Genomic DNA, 20325 nt, shown 5'->3' on the forward strand with positions numbered 1-20325 from the left:
ATGACCGGACGCACCGTGCACCGGCTCGACGAGGCAGGCACCGTCCGCGACTGGCTGGTGGCGGGAGCGTGGGCCGAGCCGGTCGCTGCCCTGCCGGACCTGGTGCCCTCGACCGGATCGCCCTGGGGCCGCGACGGCAGATGGGTGCTCACCAACGGCCCGGACGTCACCCCGCTGAAAGCCCGGCTCTACCAGGCGGCGCCCTTGCGCGAGCAGGTGCCGCCCGAGGTCGTCGAAGGCGGCCCCGTCAGCTACACGGGCCCGGACGGCTCCGCGCACACCGGCACCTGGCGACGGACGCACACGGCCGGGGACGGTCTCGTCGACTGGAGCGAGTTCTGCTTCACCCCGCAATGCCGGGTCGCACTCGCGGCGACCGCGCTCGAGGTCGACCAGGCGGAGTGGCGGACGCTGCGGTTGGCGAGCACCGGGCCGACGCTGCTCTACGTCAACGGTGAATGCGTGGCGCGCTCGGAGTCGGTGGCCTACATGGAGCCCGCCGAGCAGACGACGAGGGTGTGGCTGCCACCGGGCGTGAACGAGGTCGTGGTGTGCTCCTGGCAGGTCGGGTTCCGGGAGTGCCGCCAGATCGTCCGGCTGCGCGTCGAGGGCCTGCCGGTCCGGGTCGTGCTGCCCAGCCCAGGAGCCGACGAACGGCTCGGCGAGCTCGCCGAGCAGGTGCTCGACTCGGTCGGCACGCCGTCGTGGAGCAACCTCGGCACCGAGGTCGAGCTGCACGGGCCGGACGGACCCGCGCTGCGCGTCGAGGTCGGCGGCGCCGGCAGGCAGGTCCGGCTCGACGGTGGGAAGGCGGTCGTCGAGCTGCCTCCGCCCGACTCGGGCGAGCGGGACTCCGCGTCGATGCTCAGCACCGGGGAAGCCGTTCTGCGGGTGTTCCTGGACGACGAGCGCTCCCCCGTCTTCCGCGAGTTCCCCGTCCGGCTGCTGCTTCAGCACTACCGCGCCGAACCCGTCGGCGATGAGCAGGCGTGGCGCCGCGAGCTGCTGGAGCACGCCCGCACCCAACCGAACGGATGCGCCGCCGAGCTCGCCTCGGCCGCCCTCGACCCCGGCCACCGGCTGCACGCCGAGTCGCTCGACCGATCGCTGTGGATGATCGAGAACCGGGCCGACTGCGCCGACTTCGAGGCACTGGGACTGCTGCACCTGTGGCACCGGCTGCCCGAGCACACGTGGCCCGAGGCCGTACGCGCGCGGGTGGCCGACGCCCTGCGCGGGTTCAAGTACTGGATCGACCAGCCCGGCCTGGACGCGATGTGCTACTTCACCGAGAACCACCAGCTCGTCTGGCACACCGCCGAGCTGCTGGCCGGCCAGACCTTCGCCGGCGAGGTCTTCGCGAACTCCGGCTGGACCGGCAGACAGCACGCCGAGCACGGCCGGGAGCTCGCCGAGAAGTGGCTCGTGCGCAAGCTCGCGGCCGGATTCAGCGAGTTCGACTCCAACGCCTACGTCGCCGTGGACGTACTCGCGCTGGTCTCCCTGGTCGAGTTCGCCGAGGATGCCAAGCTCGCCGAGCTGGCCGCGGGACTGCTCGACAAGACCCTGTTCACGCTCGCGGTCAACTCGTGGCGCGGCGCCCACGCATGCGCGCACGGCAGGTCGTACGTGCATACCCAGCGCAGTGCGCGGATGGAGGAAACCGCGTCGATCATGTGGGTCTGCTGGGGCACCGGCGCGTTGAACGCCGCCACGCTGCCCGCCACCGTGCTGGCCACCGCCGACCGCTATACCGTGCCCGAGGCGATCGTAGCTGCCGCGCAGGAGCTTCCGGAGGAGTGGACCGGCAGACAGCGCTACGCGGGCGAATACCGCTCGCACCACGATCTGCTGTCCCGGCCGTACGCGTCTGACCTGCTGGTCTACAAGACGCCGGACGCGATGCTGTCCAGCGTGCAGGACTACCGCAGCGGTCTTCCCGGCCTGCAGGAGCACGTCTGGGGTGCCGTCCTCGGGCCGGAGACGCAGGTGCACGTCACCCATCCACCGAGCGCGGCGACGCACTCCTCGGCACGGCCGAACGCGTGGGCGGGACACCGCGTCCTGCCCCGCGCCCGCCAGCACACCGACACCGTCCTGGCGGTCCACGACATCCCGGATGACGACCCGATGGGCTTCACCCACGGCTGGTTCCCGCTGTCCACGATGGATGAATGGACGATGCGAGGTCCGTGGATCGCGGGCAGGCGCGGGGAGGGCTACGTCGCGCTGGCCACCGAAGGCGGCTGCCGCTTCCTGACCAGCGGGCCGAACGCGTGGCAGGAGCTTCGCCCTCGCGGGCCGGGTGTCGCGTGGGTGTGCGTGGTGGGCAGGGCGGCCACCGACGGCTCGTTCGCGGAGTTCGCCGACGCCCTCGGCGAGCCCGACTTCCGGCACGACGGCGTCGAATACTGCACGCGCCACGGCGTGCAGCTGGCTCTGCACCGCCACGGAGCCTTCACGATCGACGGTCGCGTCGCGGACCTGGACGACAACGGACGACCCGCCGAGCTACCGCACCTGGACAACCCCCTGTGCCGGGTCGACTTCGGCGCGCCGGAGATGGTGATCGGGCAGGGCGAGAGGCGGCACGTCATCGACCTGCGCACAGGACGTTCCCTACTCCGATAAGCGCACTGCTGCGCTAGGCGGCTTGATCACATCGCCACGGTCAGTGTCGCGAGTACGGCGATCACAGCGCTGGAGGTGAGTGCGGTGCCCAGTCGGCCGCGGCGGCCGGTGAGCGTGCGCCCCAGCAGTGCTCCGCCACTGGCGATGAGAAGCTGCCAGCTCGCCGACGCGGTGAACGCGGCGGCCACGAAAAGCAACCGCTCCGGCCAGGTGTCCGCGATGCTCGCCTGGCCGCCCACGACCACCGCGACGAAGTAGATGATCGTGGTGGGATTGAGCAGTGTCATCGCCACGAGCGCCGCATACGCGCGGGCAGGACTCAGAGAACCCTCAAAACGTCCGTCTGGCTGGGGATTCCGGTACCGGCGCACCGCGCCGACCGTGATCTGCACGGCCACCCCGACCAGCACGCCGGCTGCGATCCATCGCAGCCCGTCCGCGACAGGTGTGACCACCCGGACCAGCGCGCCGCCGCCGACCACGGCGACCAGCGCGTAGACGCCGTCCACAGTCGCGACGCCGAGCGCCGCGGCCACACCGACACGCCATGAGGTACGGGCAGTCAGCACGACGAGATAGGCACCGACCGCACCGACCGGGATCGCGATCCCGTACCCGGCCACCAGGCCCGCGACGACCGCGGCCGTCACGGCAGCAACGTGTCGCGCCTGCCCGACTGGATCGACTGCTGCTGGTCAGCCACGGACAGCCCACGAGCCAGCAGAGTTACCGGAATGGTCGCAGTCATGGTGCGATCGTGGCTGGTCGATCCTGGCCATCGCAATCCATTTGCCGCTTCAGCCACGCCATCTGTTCGTACACGGTGTCGCCGGGAACGTGGGGCACCCCGCCGGTGATGACGCGCATCGGCTCGCCGGAGTGGATCATCCGCTTGTAGGATTCACGGTCCTTTCAGCGAACAGCGTTCTTCAGACGATCCAGGGCGTCCGGCCACTGTCAGCCTGTCGGCTCTGACGTGCGGTCCTCGGCGCGGGGCCGTGTCCGTCGCCTGAGAACGAGAGGTGGGACTACCAGGGCGAGTGCGGCGATCCCGCCCCAGATGCCCGCGATGGCCCAGCCGGCCCCGGCGAGTGCGAGCACCGGGGTGAAGGTCACCGCGGTCACCTCGACCGGCAGCAGGGGCAGGTAGGCGATGGCGAAGTCCTCCAGCGTCCGGGAGCGCAGGCGCGGGTCGATGATGCGCAGCAACGCCAGGCCGGTGGAGACCGAACCGGTCGCCCAGCCCCAGGTGAAGATCTGCTTCTCGAACCACGCGTCGCCGAGCATGCGCGGCGCGACGCCGAGGCCGAGCAGCAGGCACAGCGCCAGCCCGACGACGAACAGGATGAGCAGCGGCAGCCAGTAGTCGGCGACGAAGCTGGGCACGATGGAGGCGATGCCGCAGACGACGAGCACGTCGGTGGCGCTGCCCGAGATCGACTTGAGCGACTCGGAGTCGACGAGCCGGCGCGTGCGGGTGGCCGACAGCAGCCCGCGCACCACCAGCCCGACCATGAACGCGATCGAGAACAGCGGGAACGACACCGCCGGGATGGCCTCGCCGAGGAGCGTGTTGACCCCGTAGGCCGCCGCGGAGATCACCAGGACGATCGCGGCCTGAAAGCCCAACGACTCGATCGCACCGCCCGAGAAGGTGTGCGTACCGATCGCGGGCCGTTCTCCCTCCGGCCGCAGGACTCCGGTGCGCAGGTGCTCGGGCAGCGCGTCCAGCCCTTCGAACTCCTTGGCGTAGCCGCGTTTCGCCCCGATCTTGGCCTGGATGATGCCGCCGACGATGCCGACCAGCAGCCCGACCGTCGCGGAGGTGAACGCCAGCGACTGCGCTTGCTCCCAGCCGCCTTCGCCGAAGACCGCGCCCATCGCCGCGGCCGAGCCGAACCCACCTGCCCAGCCGGCGAACAGCAGCAGGCCGAACCCGTCGTGCGTGCCGAACAGCGGGCCCAGCACCAGCAGACCGAGCACGACGCCGATGGCGACCTGGGCGGCGTAGAACAGGACGCCGTAGCTCGCGAACCCGGCCACCGAGCGACCGAGCCGCCGGAGGTCCACGTCGTCGGTCAAGGAGAGGCAGGCGAACACGACCACGATGAGCACCGACGAGTACGTGTCGAGCTGCTCGGAGAAGGGCAGCAGCCCCAGTCCCTCGGGGCCGAGCACGAGCCCGAGCACACCGGCGATCACGCTGGCCGGGACCAGCAAGGTCTGGAGCGGTCGCACGGTCGCCCGCAGCGCGGTGCCGACCAGGAGGAGAAGGCCGACGAGGCCGGCGTCCACCAGCAGTGACCAGGGTGAGTAGTCCACGGGCGTACTCCTACGGTGTTGGTGCGGTGCCCTCCGCTACCTGCTCGGCGGGAGGACTGTTCGTGCTGCCGCGGGCGGGGTCGTCCCCTCCGAAGCCGAGTGCTTGCCGGGCTGAGTGGAAGGCGCGTGCGACGACCGGCAGCAGGCCGAGCGGGTCTCCGTCTGCGACCCGGGCGCGCAACGGTGAGCGCGCGGTCGTGCCGGGAAGGGACAGGAAGCGCACGCCGGGCCAGGGCGTGAGCCCGAGGATCTCGGAGACGATCGCCACGCCGAGGCCGGCCGAGACCAGGCCCAGCATCGCCTGCTCGCTCTGCACGTGGGCCACCGGTTCGGCCGAGAACCCGGCTTCGGCGCAGGCCGCGGCGATCGCGTCGAAGGCGACCGGGGCGCGGTCGCGAGCGAACAGCACGATCCGTTCGTTCGCGACGCCGCGCAGGGACGCGGTGCCGGCCTCGGCCAGCGGGTGACCGATCGGCACGGCCAGCAGGAGCCGTTCGTCGGCGAGCACGATGTGGTCGGGTGAGTCGTCGGCCCACTCCCGGAGGATGGCGAGGTCGATGCGCCCGGCCGCGAGGGCGTGCCGCTGCTCGGAGCTGCCGAGGTCGACCACGACGGGGTCCCACTCCGGCAGCTCCGGCAGCAGTGCCGGGAGCAGGGCCGGGAAAGCGGAGGTCACCGCCGCGATCCGGACCGGGGTCCGCCCCGCCTCGCCGCGCACCAGGGTCCTGGTCTCCGCGGCGCGCCGCAGCAGGAAGAGGGCCTCCGGGTAGAGGACGTCGGCGGCGGAGGTCGGCCACACCGAGCGGCTGGTCCGCTCGAACAACCGCACCCCGAGCTCGTGTTCGAGGTTGGCGATCGCCTGGCTCACGGGTGGTTGGGCGGTGTGCAGGCGTCGCGCCGCGGCGGTGAAGCTGCGTTCCTCGTACACGGCCACGAAGTGGCGCAGCAACCGGAGTTCCACGTCAGCCCCCGAACCGGTCCGGGGAGAACCGCGAGATGTCGTGCTGCTGCGGCAGTCCGAGAGCCAGGCGGGCCGCGATCTCGCCGAACGCGGGCGCGAGCTTGAAGCCGTGCCCGGACAGCCCCGCGACCACCGCGACGCCGGGCTGGGGCGTCCCGATGACAGCCCGCCGGTCCGGGGTGTAAGCGTCCATGTGGACCGAGTGCCGGCTCGGCTGCGCCGGGAGTTCCGGGATCAGTGCGTGGACGTCGCGTCCCACCCCGGCGAGCGCACGCGGCTCCAGGAAGCGGGTCAGGCGGGAGGGATCGTCGATCGAACCCCATCTGTCGGCCCAGCCCGCCTTCACCAGCGCGCCGTCCACGCTCGGGATGCCGAACAGGTGGACGTCTCCGGTGTCGCGGATGAAGCCGGGGAAGACCTCCGGCGCGTAGCGCGACGGATCCTCCGGGGCGAACCAGGTCAGCACCAGGGGACGGATGTCGAGCACCTCCCGCAGTCGCGGCAGGAGCTGCGCCGACCAGGCCCCGGCGGTGACGACGGCGTGGTTGGCGGTGCGCACGCCCTGCTCGGTCGTGACCCGCACGCCACCGGGCACCGGCTCGATCTCGGTGACCGCGGTGTCGTCCATCAGCTCCGCCCCCGCCTCGCGCGCCCGGCGCAGTGCTTCGTGCACCGCGGGCTCGGGCCGCAGCACCCCGCCGAACCGGTCGAGAACACCGATCTCGTCGGTGAGTGCCCCGTGCTGGGGGTATCGACGGCTCAGCTCGGCCGCGTCGAGAACCTCGTGCGGAATGCGGTGCTGCTCGACCGAGGCGAGCACGTTGCGCATCGGCGCGATCGCCGGAGCGCCGAGCGAGAGCACACCCGCGGGGTGGAACAGGGTCCGCCGCCCACCCCGTTCCAGCTCCTGCCAGTGCTCCCGGGCCTGCAGCAGCATCGGGACGTACTCGGGACTCTCGTGGTACCCGGTGCGGAACAACCGCGACTCGCCCGCGTAGCCCCCGGCGTCGTGCCCGAGCGCGTGGCGCTCCATCCCGATGACCCGCGCGCCGTGGACCTCGGCGAGGCGCCAGCTGGCCATCGACCCCACGCTGCCGAGCCCGACGACGATGACGTCTGCATCCATGGACGGGGATTCTCAGCTCCGCCGGTGCCGCCTGCAATACCCCACCGATATAAAAAGCCTGTCAAGCTATAGGGCCCATATATGGATCGCAGGGATGCGCCCCGAGGATGAGCAGCACCGACGGGATGCCGAACACCATCAGCATGCCGCAGCCGAAGAAGATGATCGGCTTTCGGCCGACCCGATCGGAAAGCCGGCCCACGAAGGTGATGAGCACGATGCCCAGTGCCAGCACGCCGATCTCCAGGACCTGCGCCCAGGTGGCGCTGACCGCGGGAGCGTTGGAGGCGATGTACTCCAGCATGTACGTGGTGAGCATGTAGTTGACCACGTTGAAGACCAGCACCAGGCCCATGGCGATCACCATCGCCCGCCAGTGCGTGACGAAGATCTTGCGGATCTCCTTGAGGGTCTGGTTTTCCTCGCGGCCCTCCGCCTCCGCGGCGACGGCCCGGAAGGCGGGGGTGTCCTCCAGTTTCAGGCGGAGGTAGAGCCCGATGACGCCGATCGGTCCGGAGATGAGGAACGGGATGCGCCAGCCCCAGTCGAGCCCGGCAGCTGGCTATACACGCCCGACGGGACGGCGTGGTTCCAGACCACTTAGGAATGAGCATCGGGCGAACCCGTTTCTAACACGTGATGTCCAGATCCACATCCAATTGAATCCGAGGCGAAGTCCTCAGCGGACAGTGCTCGCCGGAGAACCGTCGCCGACGGCATCCGATGCCCGCGGAAGCGCCCACCACAACGGAGGGACCGCCGACGTGGCCAGCGAGTACGCCGGGCGCGCGTGACCGTTCGCGCGCCCGGAGCGCTGCTATCGGAAGGCCGGCACGTTGCGCGCGACCCACTCGCCGAAGGGCTTGGCCGGACGGCGGAGGACGTTCTCCACATCGGCGCTGATCGCCTGCTCGGCCCGCAGCGGGATGCCGAGGATGTCCAAGGTGCCTCCGATGACCTCCTCGGGCATGAACCGCGCCATGTGCGCGTAGGCCTGTTCATGGGACAGCTCCACGAAGGCAACTTCCTCGCCCAGGGCCTGGGAAATCACCGCGGCCTGCCGACGCGGGCTGATGGCCTCGGGACCGGTGAGTTCGTACGTACGGCCTGCGTGTCCCTCTTCGCGCAGTGCCACCGCGGCGACCGCGGCGATGTCGGCCGGGTCGACGACGGGCAAGGCCACATCGCCGAACGGGGCGAAGATCGTGCGTTCGGCGCGGACCGTCTCGGCCCATGCGATGGCGTTGGAGGCGAATCCGCCCGGGCGCAGGATCGTGAAGTTCGCTCCGGACGCGCGCACGGCGGCCTCGAAGTCGCGCAGGCGGGCGTGCGACAGAGCCTCGGGGCGGGTGGAGTTGATCTGGGAGGACAGCAGGACGATGCGCTTGACCCCCGCGTGCAGGGCCACGCCGAGCAGGGCGTCCGGGCTTTCGCCGTGGCTGTTGAGCTCGCCGCCCAGCAGGACGAAGAAGGCATCGGCACCGTCGAGGACCGGCCGCATGCTCGCGCTGTCGCCGACGTCGGCCTGCGCGTGCCGGACATCGGCGGCGAGCTCTTCGGACTGAGGACGTCGCGAGACGGCCACGACGTCCTCACCCGCCTCGGCCAGCAGGGGCACCAAGGTCCGCCCGATGTTGCCGGTCGCGCCTGTCACCACGATCATCTCGGTATCCTTTTGTGAGTTAGTTGGCTGACTAACTCGGACAGTAGCACGGCTCCACTGCCGGCTGTCTATAGTTAGTTGGGTGACTGACTCAGCGAAGCCCCGGGCACGGGCGGCCGACAAGCGCCGGCGGCTGACGACCGAGGCGGCGCGGGTCCTGCACGAGCAGGGCGTCGAGCGCACCACCCTCGCCGACATCGCGCGCGCGGCCGACGTTCCCGTCGGGAACGTCTACTACTACTTCAAGACCAAGGACGAGCTGGTCCTGGCCGCGCTCTCCGAGCACAGCGCGCACCTGGACGAGCTCACCAGCCGCCTGGACCAGCTGCCCGACCCGCGCGACCGCCTCAAAGCCCTGGTCGATGCCTGGATCGACCAGCGTGACGTCGCCGCCCGCCACGGCTGCCCCACCGGCACCCTGGCCGTCGAACTCGACAAGCGCGCCGACGGAACCCTCGATGCGGAGGCCGGCACGGTGATCCGGCGCCTGCTGGAATGGGCCGGACACCAGTTCCGTGCCTTGGGCCTGCCCGACCCGGACGACCTCGCGGTCGCCCTCGTCTCCGCATATCAGGGAATGTCGCTGCTGGCCAATGCCCTGCGCGACCCGGACATCATGGTCAGCCAGGGCGCCCGTCTCCGCCGTTGGCTCGACTCCCTCGATGCCCCGGACCAGACCGCCTGACCTTGCGCCGGGCGCTCAGCCGACGAACCGGCGGATGCTGTTGACGTCCCCGATGTCGTCGAGCTGTTCAACGGTGACATCCTGACCTTCGGTGGGCGCGTGCACCACCTTGCCCCCGCCGATGTACATCGCGTTGTGGCTGGCCGAGCTGTAGTAGAACACCACGTCCCCGGGCCTGAGATCGCTCCGCGACACACCGCGGCCTTCGCTGACCTGCGACTTGGTGGACCCGGGCACCTCCACCCCGGCCTGCTTGTACGACCACTGCACCAGCCCGGAGCAGTCGAACTGGCTCGGGCCCTTGGCACCGAAGACATACGGCGAACCCTGCTTGCCCAGCGCGGCGTTGACCGCCTGGACCGCCGCACCGGCCCCGGCGATCGAGCCGACGTTGCTGCTCTCACCGGACAGGGAGTCCTGCTCGGCCGGGCTCAATTGGTCGTACTGCTGCTTGACCCGGGCGACCTCGCCGTCCATCGCGCCCTTCTTCGCGGCGATCTCGCCGGTGATCCGCGCGGCGTCGGCTTCGGCTCTCGCCGCTCGCCCGCGGGCGTCCTGCGCCCGCCTCTGCGCGTCCTCGGCCTGGTGCGTGGCATCGGCCAGCCGCGAGATCGCCTCGTTGTTGTCCTTGGCCAGGACCTCGAGGACCGACGCCCGGTCGAGGAAGTCGTCGGGGCTCTCGCTGACCAGCAAAGCGGAGAGCTGGTTCACGCGCGCACCCTGATAGGACGCGCTGGTGAGCTGATCGACTTCCCCGCGGAACCGCTCCTCCTCCATTCGAGCCTGGTCAGCCACCCGCTGGGCCGTGTCCGCCTCCGTGGTGGCCCGGTCCAGGTCGGCCTTGCGCGCCGCATGGTCGTCCTGCGCCTTCTTGTACTCCTCGGTGAGGAGCTCGGCGTTGCGAGACAGATCACGAAGCTGCCGCTGCGCCTCGGACAGCGTGTTCGGCGTGCTCGGCTGAGCCAGCGCGGGACCGGAGCTGACACCGACGCTCGTGGCCACCGCGGTGAGGGCGACAGCACCGCACACGGTTCGTTTCAGCTCGGAGCGGACCATGAATACACCACTTTCACTTGCGGGATCATCTAACGCACAACCGTGCCGAATGCCCCAGGAACCGGGGCCGCCACCAGACCGGCGGCGATCAGGGACACACTCGACGCCGCGGCAACGCACACAGGGCCGAAGCGGTCGACCAGGAAACCGCTGAGAGGAGAAGGCAGATACATCGCTCCAACGCGCACGGCGATGACCACACCGGCAGCGGCGACGGAGTGGCCGTGGCCCATGTGGGCCAGCGTCCTGTCCTGGTCATGATCGCGACCATGACCATCTGGGTCAATCCCATCACATCCGCGCCCAGCACCAGCATCCGGCCGGTGCCGCCCCGGCGTGGGCCCCGATCGTCGCTGGGCAGGGCGTGGCGACTACACGGCAGCAACAGGCAGGCGATCAGGGAGCCACATACGGTGACGGGTGCTCTTCGGAGCCCTTGTGGCATTCGTGCATCGCGGGCTGCCGCGTCCTCAGTGGACTATTCCTGGCCGCACCACGTCTTTGACGAGGTGCGGGGCGCCGGTATCCATGGTGCGCTCCGCTCGTCACCAGCGGGGCTTGCGGAGCTCGTAGGCCGGGTCGATCCGCCGCATGTAGCCGGTGTCGTCCCGGTCCCGGATGCCGCAGCGCAGGAACTGTTCGTGCAGCGCACCGAGCTTGTCCCGGTCGAGCTCGACGCCGAGACCCGGCGCGGTCGGGACGGCGACGGCGCCCTCGTTGAAGGTCAGTGCTCCGGGCTGCACGACGTCCTCCTCCGGGTCCTTCCACGGCCAGTGCGTGTCGCAGGCGTAGGTGAGGTTGGGAGTCGCGGCGGCGAGGTGGGTCATGGCCGCCAGACTGATCCCGAGGTGACTGTTGGAGTGCATGGACAGGCTCATGCCGAAGGTCTCGCAGATGCCCGCGAGCAGCCGCGAGCGCCGCAGGCCGCCCCAGAAGTGGTGGTCGGAGAGCACGACTCGCACGGCGTGCTGCCGGATTCCGGGGTCGAGGTCGGCGAAGCTGACGACGGCCATGTTCGTGGCGAGGGGCATCGGGACCTTCCGCGCGACCTCGGACATGCCCTCGATGCCGCCGGTCGGGTCCTCGAGGTACTCCAGGACGCCGTCGAGCTCCCGGCCGACGCGGATCGAGGTGTCGACCGTCCACGCCGCGTTGGGGTCCAGCCGCAGCGGCATCCCGGGGAATGCCTCGGCGAGAGCCCTGATCGCCGCGATCTCCTCGTCCGGCTCGAAGACTCCGCCCTTGAGCTTGATCGCGGAGAAGCCGTAGTCGTCGATCATGCGGCGGGCCTGCGCGACGACGCCGTCCGGGTCCAGGGCGGCGCCCCAGGGGTCCGGCTCGGCGCCGGGGTGCCCGGCCCACTTGTAGAACAGGTAGGCGGAGTAGTCGACCCGGTCCCGCACCGCGCCGCCCAGCAGGCTGCTCACCGGCAGCCCGGTGGCCTTGCCCTGGATGTCCAGGCAGGCGACCTCGAACGGGGAGAACACCGCGTCGGCGGTGCTGGAGTTGGTGACCATCCCGGCCATGCCGTGCCCGCCGGCGCCGGAGTCGCCCTCCAGCGAGCCGCGGACCCGGGCCGCCAGCGCGTTGAGGTCCCAGACATCCGTGCCCGCCACCAGCTCGGCGGCCCGTCCGAGCCGTTCGAGGTGCTTGGTGTCGCCGTAGGTCTCGCCGAGGCCGCTCAGCCCCTCGTCCGTGCGGATCTCGACGATCGCGCGGATCGCGAACGGCTCGTGCACCCCAACCGCGTTGAGCAGCGGCGGGTCCTGGAACGCGACGGGGGTGATCGCCACGTCGGCGATGCGCTGCCTGGTCGCCATGGGCCAGTCCTCTCCTCAGGGTCGGTGTGGTGTCGCGTCGCCGAGCAGCTCGGCGAAGGCCTCGACGACGGTGGTGCACGCGGCCTCTGCCGCCCGCGAGACCGCACCGAGGTGGAAGTAGCCGTGCGGCAGGCCATCGTGCACCAGGGCCCGCAACGGGACCCCGGCCCGCTCGAGCGCCGTGGCGAAGCCGAAGTTGTCCTCTCGCAGGAAGTCCTCGCTTCCCACGCTCAGCACGGTCGGGGGCAGCCCCGTGTGCGAGGCCAGCACGGGCGAGACGCGGGGATCCTCCAGGACCGCGGGATCGGTACCCGCGTAGAACCCGTTCACCGTGGCGTGGCTGGGGATCGCGGCCAGCAGGCGAAGGTCCGTCGCCGGGTACAGCAGCAGCTGTCCCAGCAGCGGACGGCCCGCGTCCCGGCAGTGCAACGCTGCGCCCAGAGCGAGGTTGCCGCCCGCGCTGTCTCCGGCCACGGCCGTCCGATCCGCCTCGCCCCCGATCTCCGGATCGTCCATGACGTGCTCGACCGCATCGACGGCGTCCACCCACGCAGCGGGGAACGGATGCTCCGGGGCGAGGGCGTACTCCACGCTGACCACCACGGCGCCCGTGCTCGCGGCGATCCGGGTCGCGTGATCGAGATGGGTGTCTGCGCTGCCGACCACGAACCCGCCGCCGTGGAAGTAGACGACGGTCGTCCCTCGCGGCCGGAGCGGCCACACGACCCGCACCGGAATGCCTCCCCGGCGGCCGGGAACCGTGCGCCGCTCGATCGCCGCGACCTCGAAGTCCGGCTTCGGGTAGAGCGCCTGGAACGCGGCGTACCGGGAGCGAGCCTCGGCCGCGGACGGGCCGCCGGCGAAGGTGGGCAGGACTCCGGCCGCGTCCCGGCGCTGGTACAGCGCCGCGATTTCCGCATCCAGCACGACTACCTCCCCACGTGCTCGGCGACGGCGCCGACCGGACTCGTCTTGCGCATGCGGCGCAGCCCAGGCAACGCGGCCAGAGCGACCAGGGACGCCGCCGCGAACACGTAGAGCGCGATGTCCGTGCTGCCGGTCGACTCCTCGATGTAGCCCAGCAGCGACGGCGCGAAGAACCCTGCGAGGTTGCCCAGCGAGTTGATCAGCGCGATACCACCCGCGGCGACCCGGACATCGAGGGTTTGCGGGACCAGCGGCCAGAACATCGTCGACGCGCACTTGACGCCGACCGCGGCCGCGACCAGCGCGACGAGCCCGAACCACGGACCGCCGACCGTGGCGAGGAAAGCGCCCGCTGCCGAAAGCACCAGCGCGCCGGCCAGGTACGGACGCCGGTCCGGGGCCCCGTCGGTCCGCTTCGCGAGCAGGTACATCGCCGCCACCGCGAACAGCCACGGGATGGCCGACAGCAGCCCCACGGCGAAGTCCGACGTGCCCTCGATCTGACCGACGAGACTGGGCAGCCAGAAGGTGATCGCCGCCGTCGTCAGGCCGATGGCGAAGAAGACGATGGTCAGCAAGACGATCCGGACGTCGAGCAGCAGCCGCCAGCGGGACGCGGTGCCCGCCGAGCGACGGGCTTCGGCGTCGCGCCGGACCGCCGCGGACAGGGCCGACTTCTCCTCCGGCGTCAGCCACGGAGCGTCCTCGACGCGCGAGCGCAGGACGAAGATCGCCAGCGCCCCGACGACGACCGACACCACGCCCTCGAAGAAGAACATCCACCGCCAGCCCGCGATGTCGCCGACGCCGTGCATCTCCAGCAGCGCACCGGAAACCGGCCCGGTGACGATGTAGGCCGTGGCCGAACCGCCGAGGAAGATCGCGTTCGCCCGCCCCCGGTAGGTGTCCGGGAGCCACTTGGTGAAGTAGTAGATGACGCCCGGGAAGAAGCCCGCCTCGCACACCCCGAGCAGGAACCGCGCCAGGGCGAACTGCACCTCGTTCTGCACGAAGGCCGAAGCGACGGTCACGACACCCCAGCTGATCATGATCCGGGTCAGCCACATCCGCGCACCGACCCGTTCCAGGATCATGTTGCTGGGCACCTCGAACAGCGCGTAGCCCACGAAGAACAGGCCCGCGCCGAGCCCGAACGCCGCGGCACCGACGCCGATGTCCAGCTGCACGTGCTCCTTGATGAAGCCGACGTTGGTGCGGTCCATCTGGTTGATCACCAGCATCAAGACCAGCATCGGCAGGATGCGCCGGAAGAACTTGGCCGCACCCGAGGCGACGAGCCGAGCGTCGGGCTCCGCGGGAGAACTCACGTTGGTCTCCTTCGAGTTCGGTGCGTCGATGGACGTGGGGGTGATGACGCGGCCGGCCGCCGTCGTGGGCGTGCACGGCGTGACCGGGCATCCGGACGAGCCGGCTGCAGAGCGGGAGCCAGGTCAGCTCGACGGCGGCGGGTTGTGCGCGAGAATCCGCCTGCCGTCCATGAAAACCACGGCACCACAGGCGAAATCGCGGCACAAAAGCGCGCACCCCGACTGCCCGGCAGGCGCGGATGGAGCGTCTTCGGACATCGTCGGCGACCTCCAGGTGAATGCGCGATGTCCATGGACGCTAAGCGCTGAGCAATGCGGGAACAACTCAGCTTATGCATCGGTCGATGCAGGAACTGGATCGATGCCGACGGCGCGGGGCGGAGATGACGCCGATAGCGCCGGCGCGGCTTGCGGTCTGCTCGTGTTCGGCTACCTGTCCATGTCAGAGGTTGATGGTTCCCCGGATGTAGCTGGTGGTGGCTCCGCCGACCCAGACGGTGCCGTCGTCGGCAGCGGTGATCGTGATGTCACCAGCCCGACCGAGGCGGGAGCCCTGGGAGACCCGGTAGCGGGCGGGGGCGGCTCCGGTGCGGGTCAGCCACTGACCGACCGAGGCGTTCATGCTGCCGCACACGGGGTCTTCGGCGACGCCGGCGCCGGGGGCGAAGGTGCGCATCTCGAAGTCGTACGGCGACCCCTCGGGATAGGCCCCGACAGCGCCGACCATCGCGGTCGGGATGAGCGAGAGGTCCGGTTCCAGCGCCAGCACCTCCTGGGCGGTCGCGAGCCTGACCACGGCCCAGCCGGGTCCGTTGTCGACCCACTGGTGGTCGAGCACCTGGTCCCGGCTGATCCCGAACGCGGTCACGACCTCGCCGAGGAACTCCTCCTCCATCGCCCCGTCGCGGATGGTGGGCGGCGCGGCGAAGGACAGGACGCCGTCACCTCTGTGGACAGTGACCAGTCCGGCGCCGCACTCCTGCACGACTCGGTCGCCGTGACGAGGCGTGCCGCCGTTCTCCAGCCAGGCGTGCGCGGAACCGAGCGTGGGATGCCCGGCGAACGGCAGCTCCGCGTCCGGGGTGAAGATCCGCAGCCGGTAGTCCGCCTCCGAGGTGGTGGGCGGCAGCACGAAGGTCGTCTCCGAGAGGTTGGTCCACCGGGCCACGCGCTGCATGTCCTCGGTCTCCACGCCATCGCCATCGAGCACGACCGCGACCGGGTTGCCGAGGTACGGGGTGGAGGAGAAGACATCGACCTGGGCGAGGTCACGAGAACGGGTCACGATGAAACGGCCTTTCGCCAAACCTGGAACGAGACCGCGGCGCGGTTCGGTGATGGGCCAAGTGCGCCGCGGACAGCTGTACCGGCGGCAGCCTAACCGGCATTTGGCCTTGGACTCGACAGCCAATTCCACGAAAGTGGACTGCTCGCGCACACGATCAGCACGTACCCGTTTGAGCCGGGGGCGCTCCCCATAGGCGCGGTGTGGCTCGCGACCTGACCGCCCTGCGGCGTCCAGGCCCGCCGGCAACCACGGTCCGCTAACGTCAGGCCGATGCGGGTGCTGGTGACGGAGGACGACGAGGACCTGCGGGTGGCGGTGGAGGCCGCCCTGCGCGGCGCGGGATTCGCCGTGGACACCGCGGACGATCTTCCCCAGGCGGACGAGGCGCTGGCGGTCAACTGCTACGACTGCGCCGTGTTCGATCGGATGCTGCCCGCGGGCGACGCGCTGCGCTACGTCAAGACCCGAAGGCAGTCGGGGTGGGGCGTGCCGGTGCTGTTCCTCACCGCGCGCGACGCCGTGCACGACCGCATCGACGGGCTCACCTGGGGCGACGACTACCTGGTCAAGCCGTTCGCCGTGGTGGAACTGGTCGTCCGGGTGCGCAGCCTGTGCCGTCGCGGCGACCTGCCCGCTTCCTCGGTGTTGCGCTGGCAGGACCTCGAGGTGGACACCGGCGGGCACGAGGCGCGGCGTGGCGGCACCCCGCTGCGGCTGACCCGCAAGGAGTTCGTCGTGCTCGAACGTCTCCTCGCCGCGGAGGGGAACACGGTGGGCCGCGCCGAGCTGATCGCCGCCGTGTGGGACGAGTTCGTGCCGCCTGCCTCCAACGTGCTGGACGTGCTGATCGCCCAGCTCCGCCGCAAGCTCGGCCCGCCACCAGTGCTGCACACCGTGCGCGGTGTCGGCTACCTGCTCGGCGAACCCCGCGGCTGACGGCCTCCCCACTCCACGAGCCGGCCGCCTTGGCTCCCGGCTGCGACCGGCCCGGCTTCAGTGGAGCTGCTGACCGGCATCGATCGCCGTCAGCACGTCATCGAGCCGTAGCTCGCGCAGCTCGCCGGCGTCCGGTATCCGGCCCAACCTGCGCAGGCGCCCGGACTGGGCCTTGCGCAGCGCATCGAACAGCTTCCTCGCGTCACGGGCGTTGCCGAAACCAGGAGCCGTCGAGATCCGGCCGAAGTGCTCGGCGAGGGCCGGCCCGGACTGGGGGTCGAGCTCGTAGTCGCCCGCCGCCACCATCCGGCCGACGATGCCGACCAGTTCATCCGGGGTGTAGTCCTCGAACTCCACGGTCTTGGCGAACCGCGAGGACAGGCCGGGGTTCGCGGCGAGGAACTGGCTCATCTCCGCGGTGTAGCCCGCGACGATCACGGCGATCTCCTCGCGGTGGTCCTCCATCAGCTTCACCAGCGTGTCGATGGCTTCCTGGCCGAAGTCGCCGCCACTGCCCGACTGCCGGGACAGCGTGTACGCCTCGTCGATGAACAGCACGCCGCCGAGCGACTGCTCGAAGACCGACGCTGTCTTCTCCGCCGTGTGGCCGATGTACTGGCCGACCAGGTCCCGTCTCGACACCTCGCGGAACTCGCCCCTCGGCAGTACCCCGAGCTCACGCAGGAGCTTGCCGTAGGTTCGCGCTACCGTGGTCTTACCGGTGCCCGGTGCGCCTGCGAAGACCAAGTGGTGGCTCAGCGCGCCGGTGGACAGCCCGGCTCGCGAGCGCCACGAGTTCACCTGGATCTCGTCCACCAGCGAACGCACCTCGGCCTTGACACCGGGCAGTCCCACCATGCCGTCGAGTTCGGCGAGCGAGGCGTCCAGCGGGCTCGAACCGCCGAGGAGGCCGGTGGGTTCCGCCACGACCTCCGCTGTCGCGGTGCTCGCCAGCCGGATGGCGGGCTCGGCGGTGTTGTCGATGTCGCACGCCTCGATCGAGCCCCCGCAGTTGGGTCCCACGTCGATGCCGACGCCACGGGCGTCCCGCACGGAGGTGTGGCGCAGCGCGGGCTCGCTGCGGTGGGCGACCACGATGGCGGCCTGGCCGGTGCGGGCGATCCGGCAGTTCTCCACCGCGGGCCGCGCGTGCTGGTAGATGTAGAGCCCGCGTTGCCCGCACCCGCTCACCTCGCACGAGCGGATCACGGGGTCGGCGCCGAGTCCGACGATCATCCCGTCCGCGGCGACGTTGTCGATGACGACGTTCTCCACCACTCCGGACGTGCCTTCCAGCACCAGCCCGTGTTCCGCCCCCGTGATGGTGACGTCCTTGATCGCCAGGGGGCCCGGTCCCCTGACCGCCACGGCCGGTCCGCGGTCCGCGCGCACGGTGCAGCCGGCGATGGTCAGCTCTGCGTTCTCGGCCTGCACCGCCGCGGCGTCTCCTGCCTGAACGGTCAGTCCGTGCACGGCGAGCGCGCCACCGCGCGCGAGCAGCACCGGCACGTCGGCACCGGTGCCGTCGAGCAGCACGTCCGCGCCGTCGGCCGCGCGCAGGGTGAGGCTGCGGCCGAGGAGTTCCAGCGTCTCGGCGTACGTGCCCGCGGCGATCGACACGCACGTGCCGTCGGGGGCGTCGAGGACCGCGTCGCCGACGGAGGCGTAGGCACCGTGCCTGCCGGGATCGACCAGGACGGTGCGGCCGGCGGATGCCGTCATCAGCTCGCCCTCCCGGTCAGCCAACCGCGGTCGGCGGCCTTGACTCCCGCCTGGAACCGGCTGCGTGCGCCCAGCCTGCTCATCAGGCTCGACACCATGCGGCGCACGGTACGCACGGAGACGCCGAGGGCCGCTGCCGCCGACTCGTCGGTGCAGCCCGCGGAGAGCAGCGTGAGCAGCTCCCGGTCCCGCCCCGCCAACTCGGTGGCATCCGGCAGGTCACTCGCGACGAGGGGCACCGCGGCGGGCCACAGGTGCTCGACCAGCTCGCTGATCGTCTCGGCGACGGTAGGCAGGTGGAGCACGGCGATGTCGTCCGGCCTTCCCCGCTGGTTGTCCGGCACGATGGCGACCGCGCCGTCGACGACCAGAGCCTCGATGGGGACGGCGGGAATCGTGCGTATCTCCGCACCGGCCTGCGCCAGCTTCCCGAGGCGGCGCGCGGGTCCGGCCGCGGTGCGTACGTGGTCGGGGCACAACATGCGGTAGCGGACTCCGCGCCGCAGGTTGGCGTGGTCGATCCGGCGGCACGCCGCGACCGGGTCGCCCGGCCCTCCGGAAAGCGAGCTGACGACGAGCACCTCCCGTTGCGCGGCGGCCAGCTTCGCGTCCACCCGCGCGTGCCGGGACACCGGCGGCCACGACGAGTCCCCGCGCAGGACCGTGAGCCGAGCCGGCATCTCGCGGACTTCGGGCAAGGAGTGGGGAATCATGGGTTTCCTCCGATCGGCAACGACGCGGCGACAGCCGGTGCGTGCTCGTTGTCCATCCGTTCCAGCCGCAGCCCTCGCGCCGCCGGCATCCGCAGCAGCCGCTCGGCGGCCGCGTCGGCATGGGCGTCGTTCGTGGCCGCAAGGCGCAGCACCGCGGAGTGCTCCGGCACGGTGACCGCGACGGTGCACGCGGCGCCGGGCACGGCATCGAGCAGTTGGTGCAGGGTGTGCAGGCGTGCGTGCGGCGCGCGTGCACCGAGACCGGTCAGCCGCACACCGATCTGCGCGATCGGCCCCGCTCGCCAAAACCGACGCTCCTCCCGGATCGCGCCTCGGCCCGGTCCGGTGTGGGTGAGCGCGACCAGCGTCGCGAACACCTCCCGCTCGGTCAGCGCGGCGACGTCCACGCCGGCCCCGCGGAGTTTGCGGTGCAGCTTGCGCACCGTGCTGTTCAGGGCGACGAGGAGTTCGGTGTCGTCGGCGAAGCCCGGTTCACGCAGCGCCCGCACGGCCAGCCACATGCGTGTCCGGTCCGCTTGCCGTGGACCGCGGTGCAGCACGAGCTGCATCCGGATGGCGGGCAGCGCGGCACCGGGTTCGCCGGTGTCGGCCAGCAGTGCCCCCGAAAGCGCGAGGTCGGCGAGCGCACGATCGGCGCCGACCGGTCGCAGGACCGCGAGCAGCTCCTCGCCGCGGCTCACCACGCCGGCGGGTGTCCCGGCGAGCTCGACGGTGCGCACCGCGGCACCCGGAGCCAGGGTCTCCAACAGGACGCGGCCGCCCTCGGTCTCGGGAAGGTCGCGGTCGCGGCGCCGCAGCAACAACCGCGCCTGCAGCGTCAGCTCGTCGGAAAGCCAGCGGCCCCGCACCCGCAACGCGGTCCAAGCCAGCAACGCAGCCGCGGCCAAGACGCACGCCATCACCACCGGCCACGGCCTGCCGACCGCGAGGAACGCCAGCACGAGAGCCAGCTGCCAGCACACGATGCGCAGCACCGGCAGTTCGAGCCGTTCCCGGCGCACCGGTCGCTCGCGCGGCGGTTCGACCTGAACCGCCATCGGCGCCGTGACGGGGGCCGACCGGGCTTGTGCCGGTTCGACCGGCCCTGCCTGCGGCGCCAGGCCGGGCACAGCCGGCCGCGTCGCGG

17 protein-coding genes and 1 pseudogene are annotated in these 20325 nt (G+C 71.0%); 3 read left to right on the top strand and 15 right to left on the bottom strand.

What is annotated here, in order from left to right; translation table 11 throughout:
* Positions 1-2631, top strand: a complete 2631-nt coding sequence (locus HUO13_RS26590) for a hypothetical protein (protein ID WP_211897761.1) — start codon at positions 1-3, stop codon at positions 2629-2631.
* A 26-nt stretch (positions 2632-2657) separates the two neighbouring features.
* Here HUO13_RS26590 and HUO13_RS26595 read toward each other — a convergent pair whose 3' ends face one another.
* From HUO13_RS26595 to HUO13_RS26625, 7 genes and pseudogenes are all read right to left on the bottom strand, one after another.
* Entirely contained in the window at positions 2658-3281 is a 624-nt protein-coding gene (locus HUO13_RS26595; RefSeq protein WP_211897762.1) for a LysE/ArgO family amino acid transporter, read from the bottom strand.
* Between the two features lie 94 nt (positions 3282-3375).
* Entirely contained in the window at positions 3376-3519 is a 144-nt protein-coding gene (locus HUO13_RS38400) for a proline racemase family protein (protein WP_211897763.1), read from the bottom strand.
* Positions 3520-3588: 69 nt separating this feature from the next.
* Complete coding sequence (locus HUO13_RS26605) at positions 3589-4953, bottom strand: sodium/glutamate symporter (RefSeq protein ID WP_211897764.1); 1365 nt, start codon at positions 4951-4953, stop codon at positions 3589-3591.
* A gap of 10 nt (positions 4954-4963) precedes the next feature.
* Entirely contained in the window at positions 4964-5914 is a 951-nt protein-coding gene (locus HUO13_RS26610; protein WP_211897765.1) for a LysR substrate-binding domain-containing protein, read from the bottom strand.
* A gap of 1 nt (position 5915) precedes the next feature.
* Complete coding sequence (gene solA, locus HUO13_RS26615) at positions 5916-7040, bottom strand: N-methyl-L-tryptophan oxidase (protein WP_211897766.1); 1125 nt, start codon at positions 7038-7040, stop codon at positions 5916-5918.
* A 61-nt stretch (positions 7041-7101) separates the two neighbouring features.
* Positions 7102-7575: pseudogene (locus tag HUO13_RS26620) on the bottom strand (MFS transporter); the annotation flags it as partial.
* 282 nt (positions 7576-7857) lie between these two features.
* Positions 7858-8703 (bottom strand): SDR family oxidoreductase, encoded by an 846-nt coding sequence (locus HUO13_RS26625; protein ID WP_211897767.1) that lies wholly within the window; start codon positions 8701-8703, stop codon positions 7858-7860.
* An 82-nt stretch (positions 8704-8785) separates the two neighbouring features.
* On the opposite strand from HUO13_RS26625, the gene HUO13_RS26630 reads away from it, so the two are divergent.
* Positions 8786-9388 (top strand): TetR/AcrR family transcriptional regulator, encoded by a 603-nt coding sequence (locus tag HUO13_RS26630; protein WP_211897768.1) that lies wholly within the window; start codon positions 8786-8788, stop codon positions 9386-9388.
* Between the two features lie 15 nt (positions 9389-9403).
* On the opposite strand, the gene HUO13_RS26635 is transcribed toward HUO13_RS26630, so the two are convergent.
* The 5 genes from HUO13_RS26635 to HUO13_RS26655 form a co-directional block, all read right to left on the bottom strand.
* Positions 9404-10444, bottom strand: a complete 1041-nt coding sequence (locus HUO13_RS26635) for a C40 family peptidase (RefSeq protein WP_211897769.1) — start codon at positions 10442-10444, stop codon at positions 9404-9406.
* A 545-nt stretch (positions 10445-10989) separates the two neighbouring features.
* Positions 10990-12264, bottom strand: coding sequence for a glucarate dehydratase family protein (locus HUO13_RS26640; RefSeq protein ID WP_211897770.1), 1275 nt, complete (start codon positions 12262-12264; stop codon positions 10990-10992).
* A 15-nt stretch (positions 12265-12279) separates the two neighbouring features.
* A complete protein-coding gene (locus tag HUO13_RS26645; RefSeq protein WP_211897771.1) occupies positions 12280-13191 on the bottom strand; it encodes an alpha/beta hydrolase in 912 nt (303 codons plus the stop codon).
* Positions 13192-13193: 2 nt separating this feature from the next.
* Positions 13194-14519, bottom strand: a complete 1326-nt coding sequence (locus tag HUO13_RS26650; RefSeq protein ID WP_211897772.1) for an MFS transporter — start codon at positions 14517-14519, stop codon at positions 13194-13196.
* Between the two features lie 442 nt (positions 14520-14961).
* Entirely contained in the window at positions 14962-15804 is an 843-nt protein-coding gene (locus HUO13_RS26655; RefSeq protein ID WP_211897773.1) for a PhzF family phenazine biosynthesis protein, read from the bottom strand.
* A 273-nt stretch (positions 15805-16077) separates the two neighbouring features.
* Here HUO13_RS26655 and HUO13_RS26660 point away from each other — a divergent pair, with 273 nt between their 5' ends.
* On the top strand, positions 16078-16743 hold the full coding sequence (locus HUO13_RS26660) for a response regulator transcription factor (protein WP_211897774.1): 666 nt from the start codon (positions 16078-16080) through the stop codon (positions 16741-16743).
* 57 nt (positions 16744-16800) lie between these two features.
* Here HUO13_RS26660 and HUO13_RS26665 read toward each other — a convergent pair whose 3' ends face one another.
* Genes HUO13_RS26665 through HUO13_RS26675 form a run of 3 tightly spaced genes read right to left on the bottom strand, consistent with a single transcriptional unit; the run spans position 16801 to position 20236 of the window.
* The gene (locus tag HUO13_RS26665) at positions 16801-18465 is read right to left on the bottom strand and encodes a right-handed parallel beta-helix repeat-containing protein (protein ID WP_211897775.1); all 1665 of its coding nucleotides are present in this window, start codon (positions 18463-18465) and stop codon (positions 16801-16803) included.
* Positions 18465-19178: a helix-turn-helix transcriptional regulator gene (locus tag HUO13_RS26670; protein WP_211897776.1), complete on the bottom strand. Its 714-nt coding sequence runs from the start codon at positions 19176-19178 to the stop codon at positions 18465-18467. Before HUO13_RS26670 ends, HUO13_RS26665 begins: the two co-directional genes overlap by 1 nt.
* Positions 19175-20236 (bottom strand): hypothetical protein, encoded by a 1062-nt coding sequence (locus HUO13_RS26675; protein WP_211897777.1) that lies wholly within the window; start codon positions 20234-20236, stop codon positions 19175-19177. The genes HUO13_RS26670 and HUO13_RS26675 overlap by 4 nt, the downstream gene beginning before the upstream one ends.
* Positions 20237-20325 lie beyond the last annotated feature (89 nt).

The sequence above is a fragment of the Saccharopolyspora erythraea genome (assembly GCF_018141105.1).
GTDB classification, from domain to species: domain Bacteria; phylum Actinomycetota; class Actinomycetes; order Mycobacteriales; family Pseudonocardiaceae; genus Saccharopolyspora_D; species Saccharopolyspora_D erythraea_A.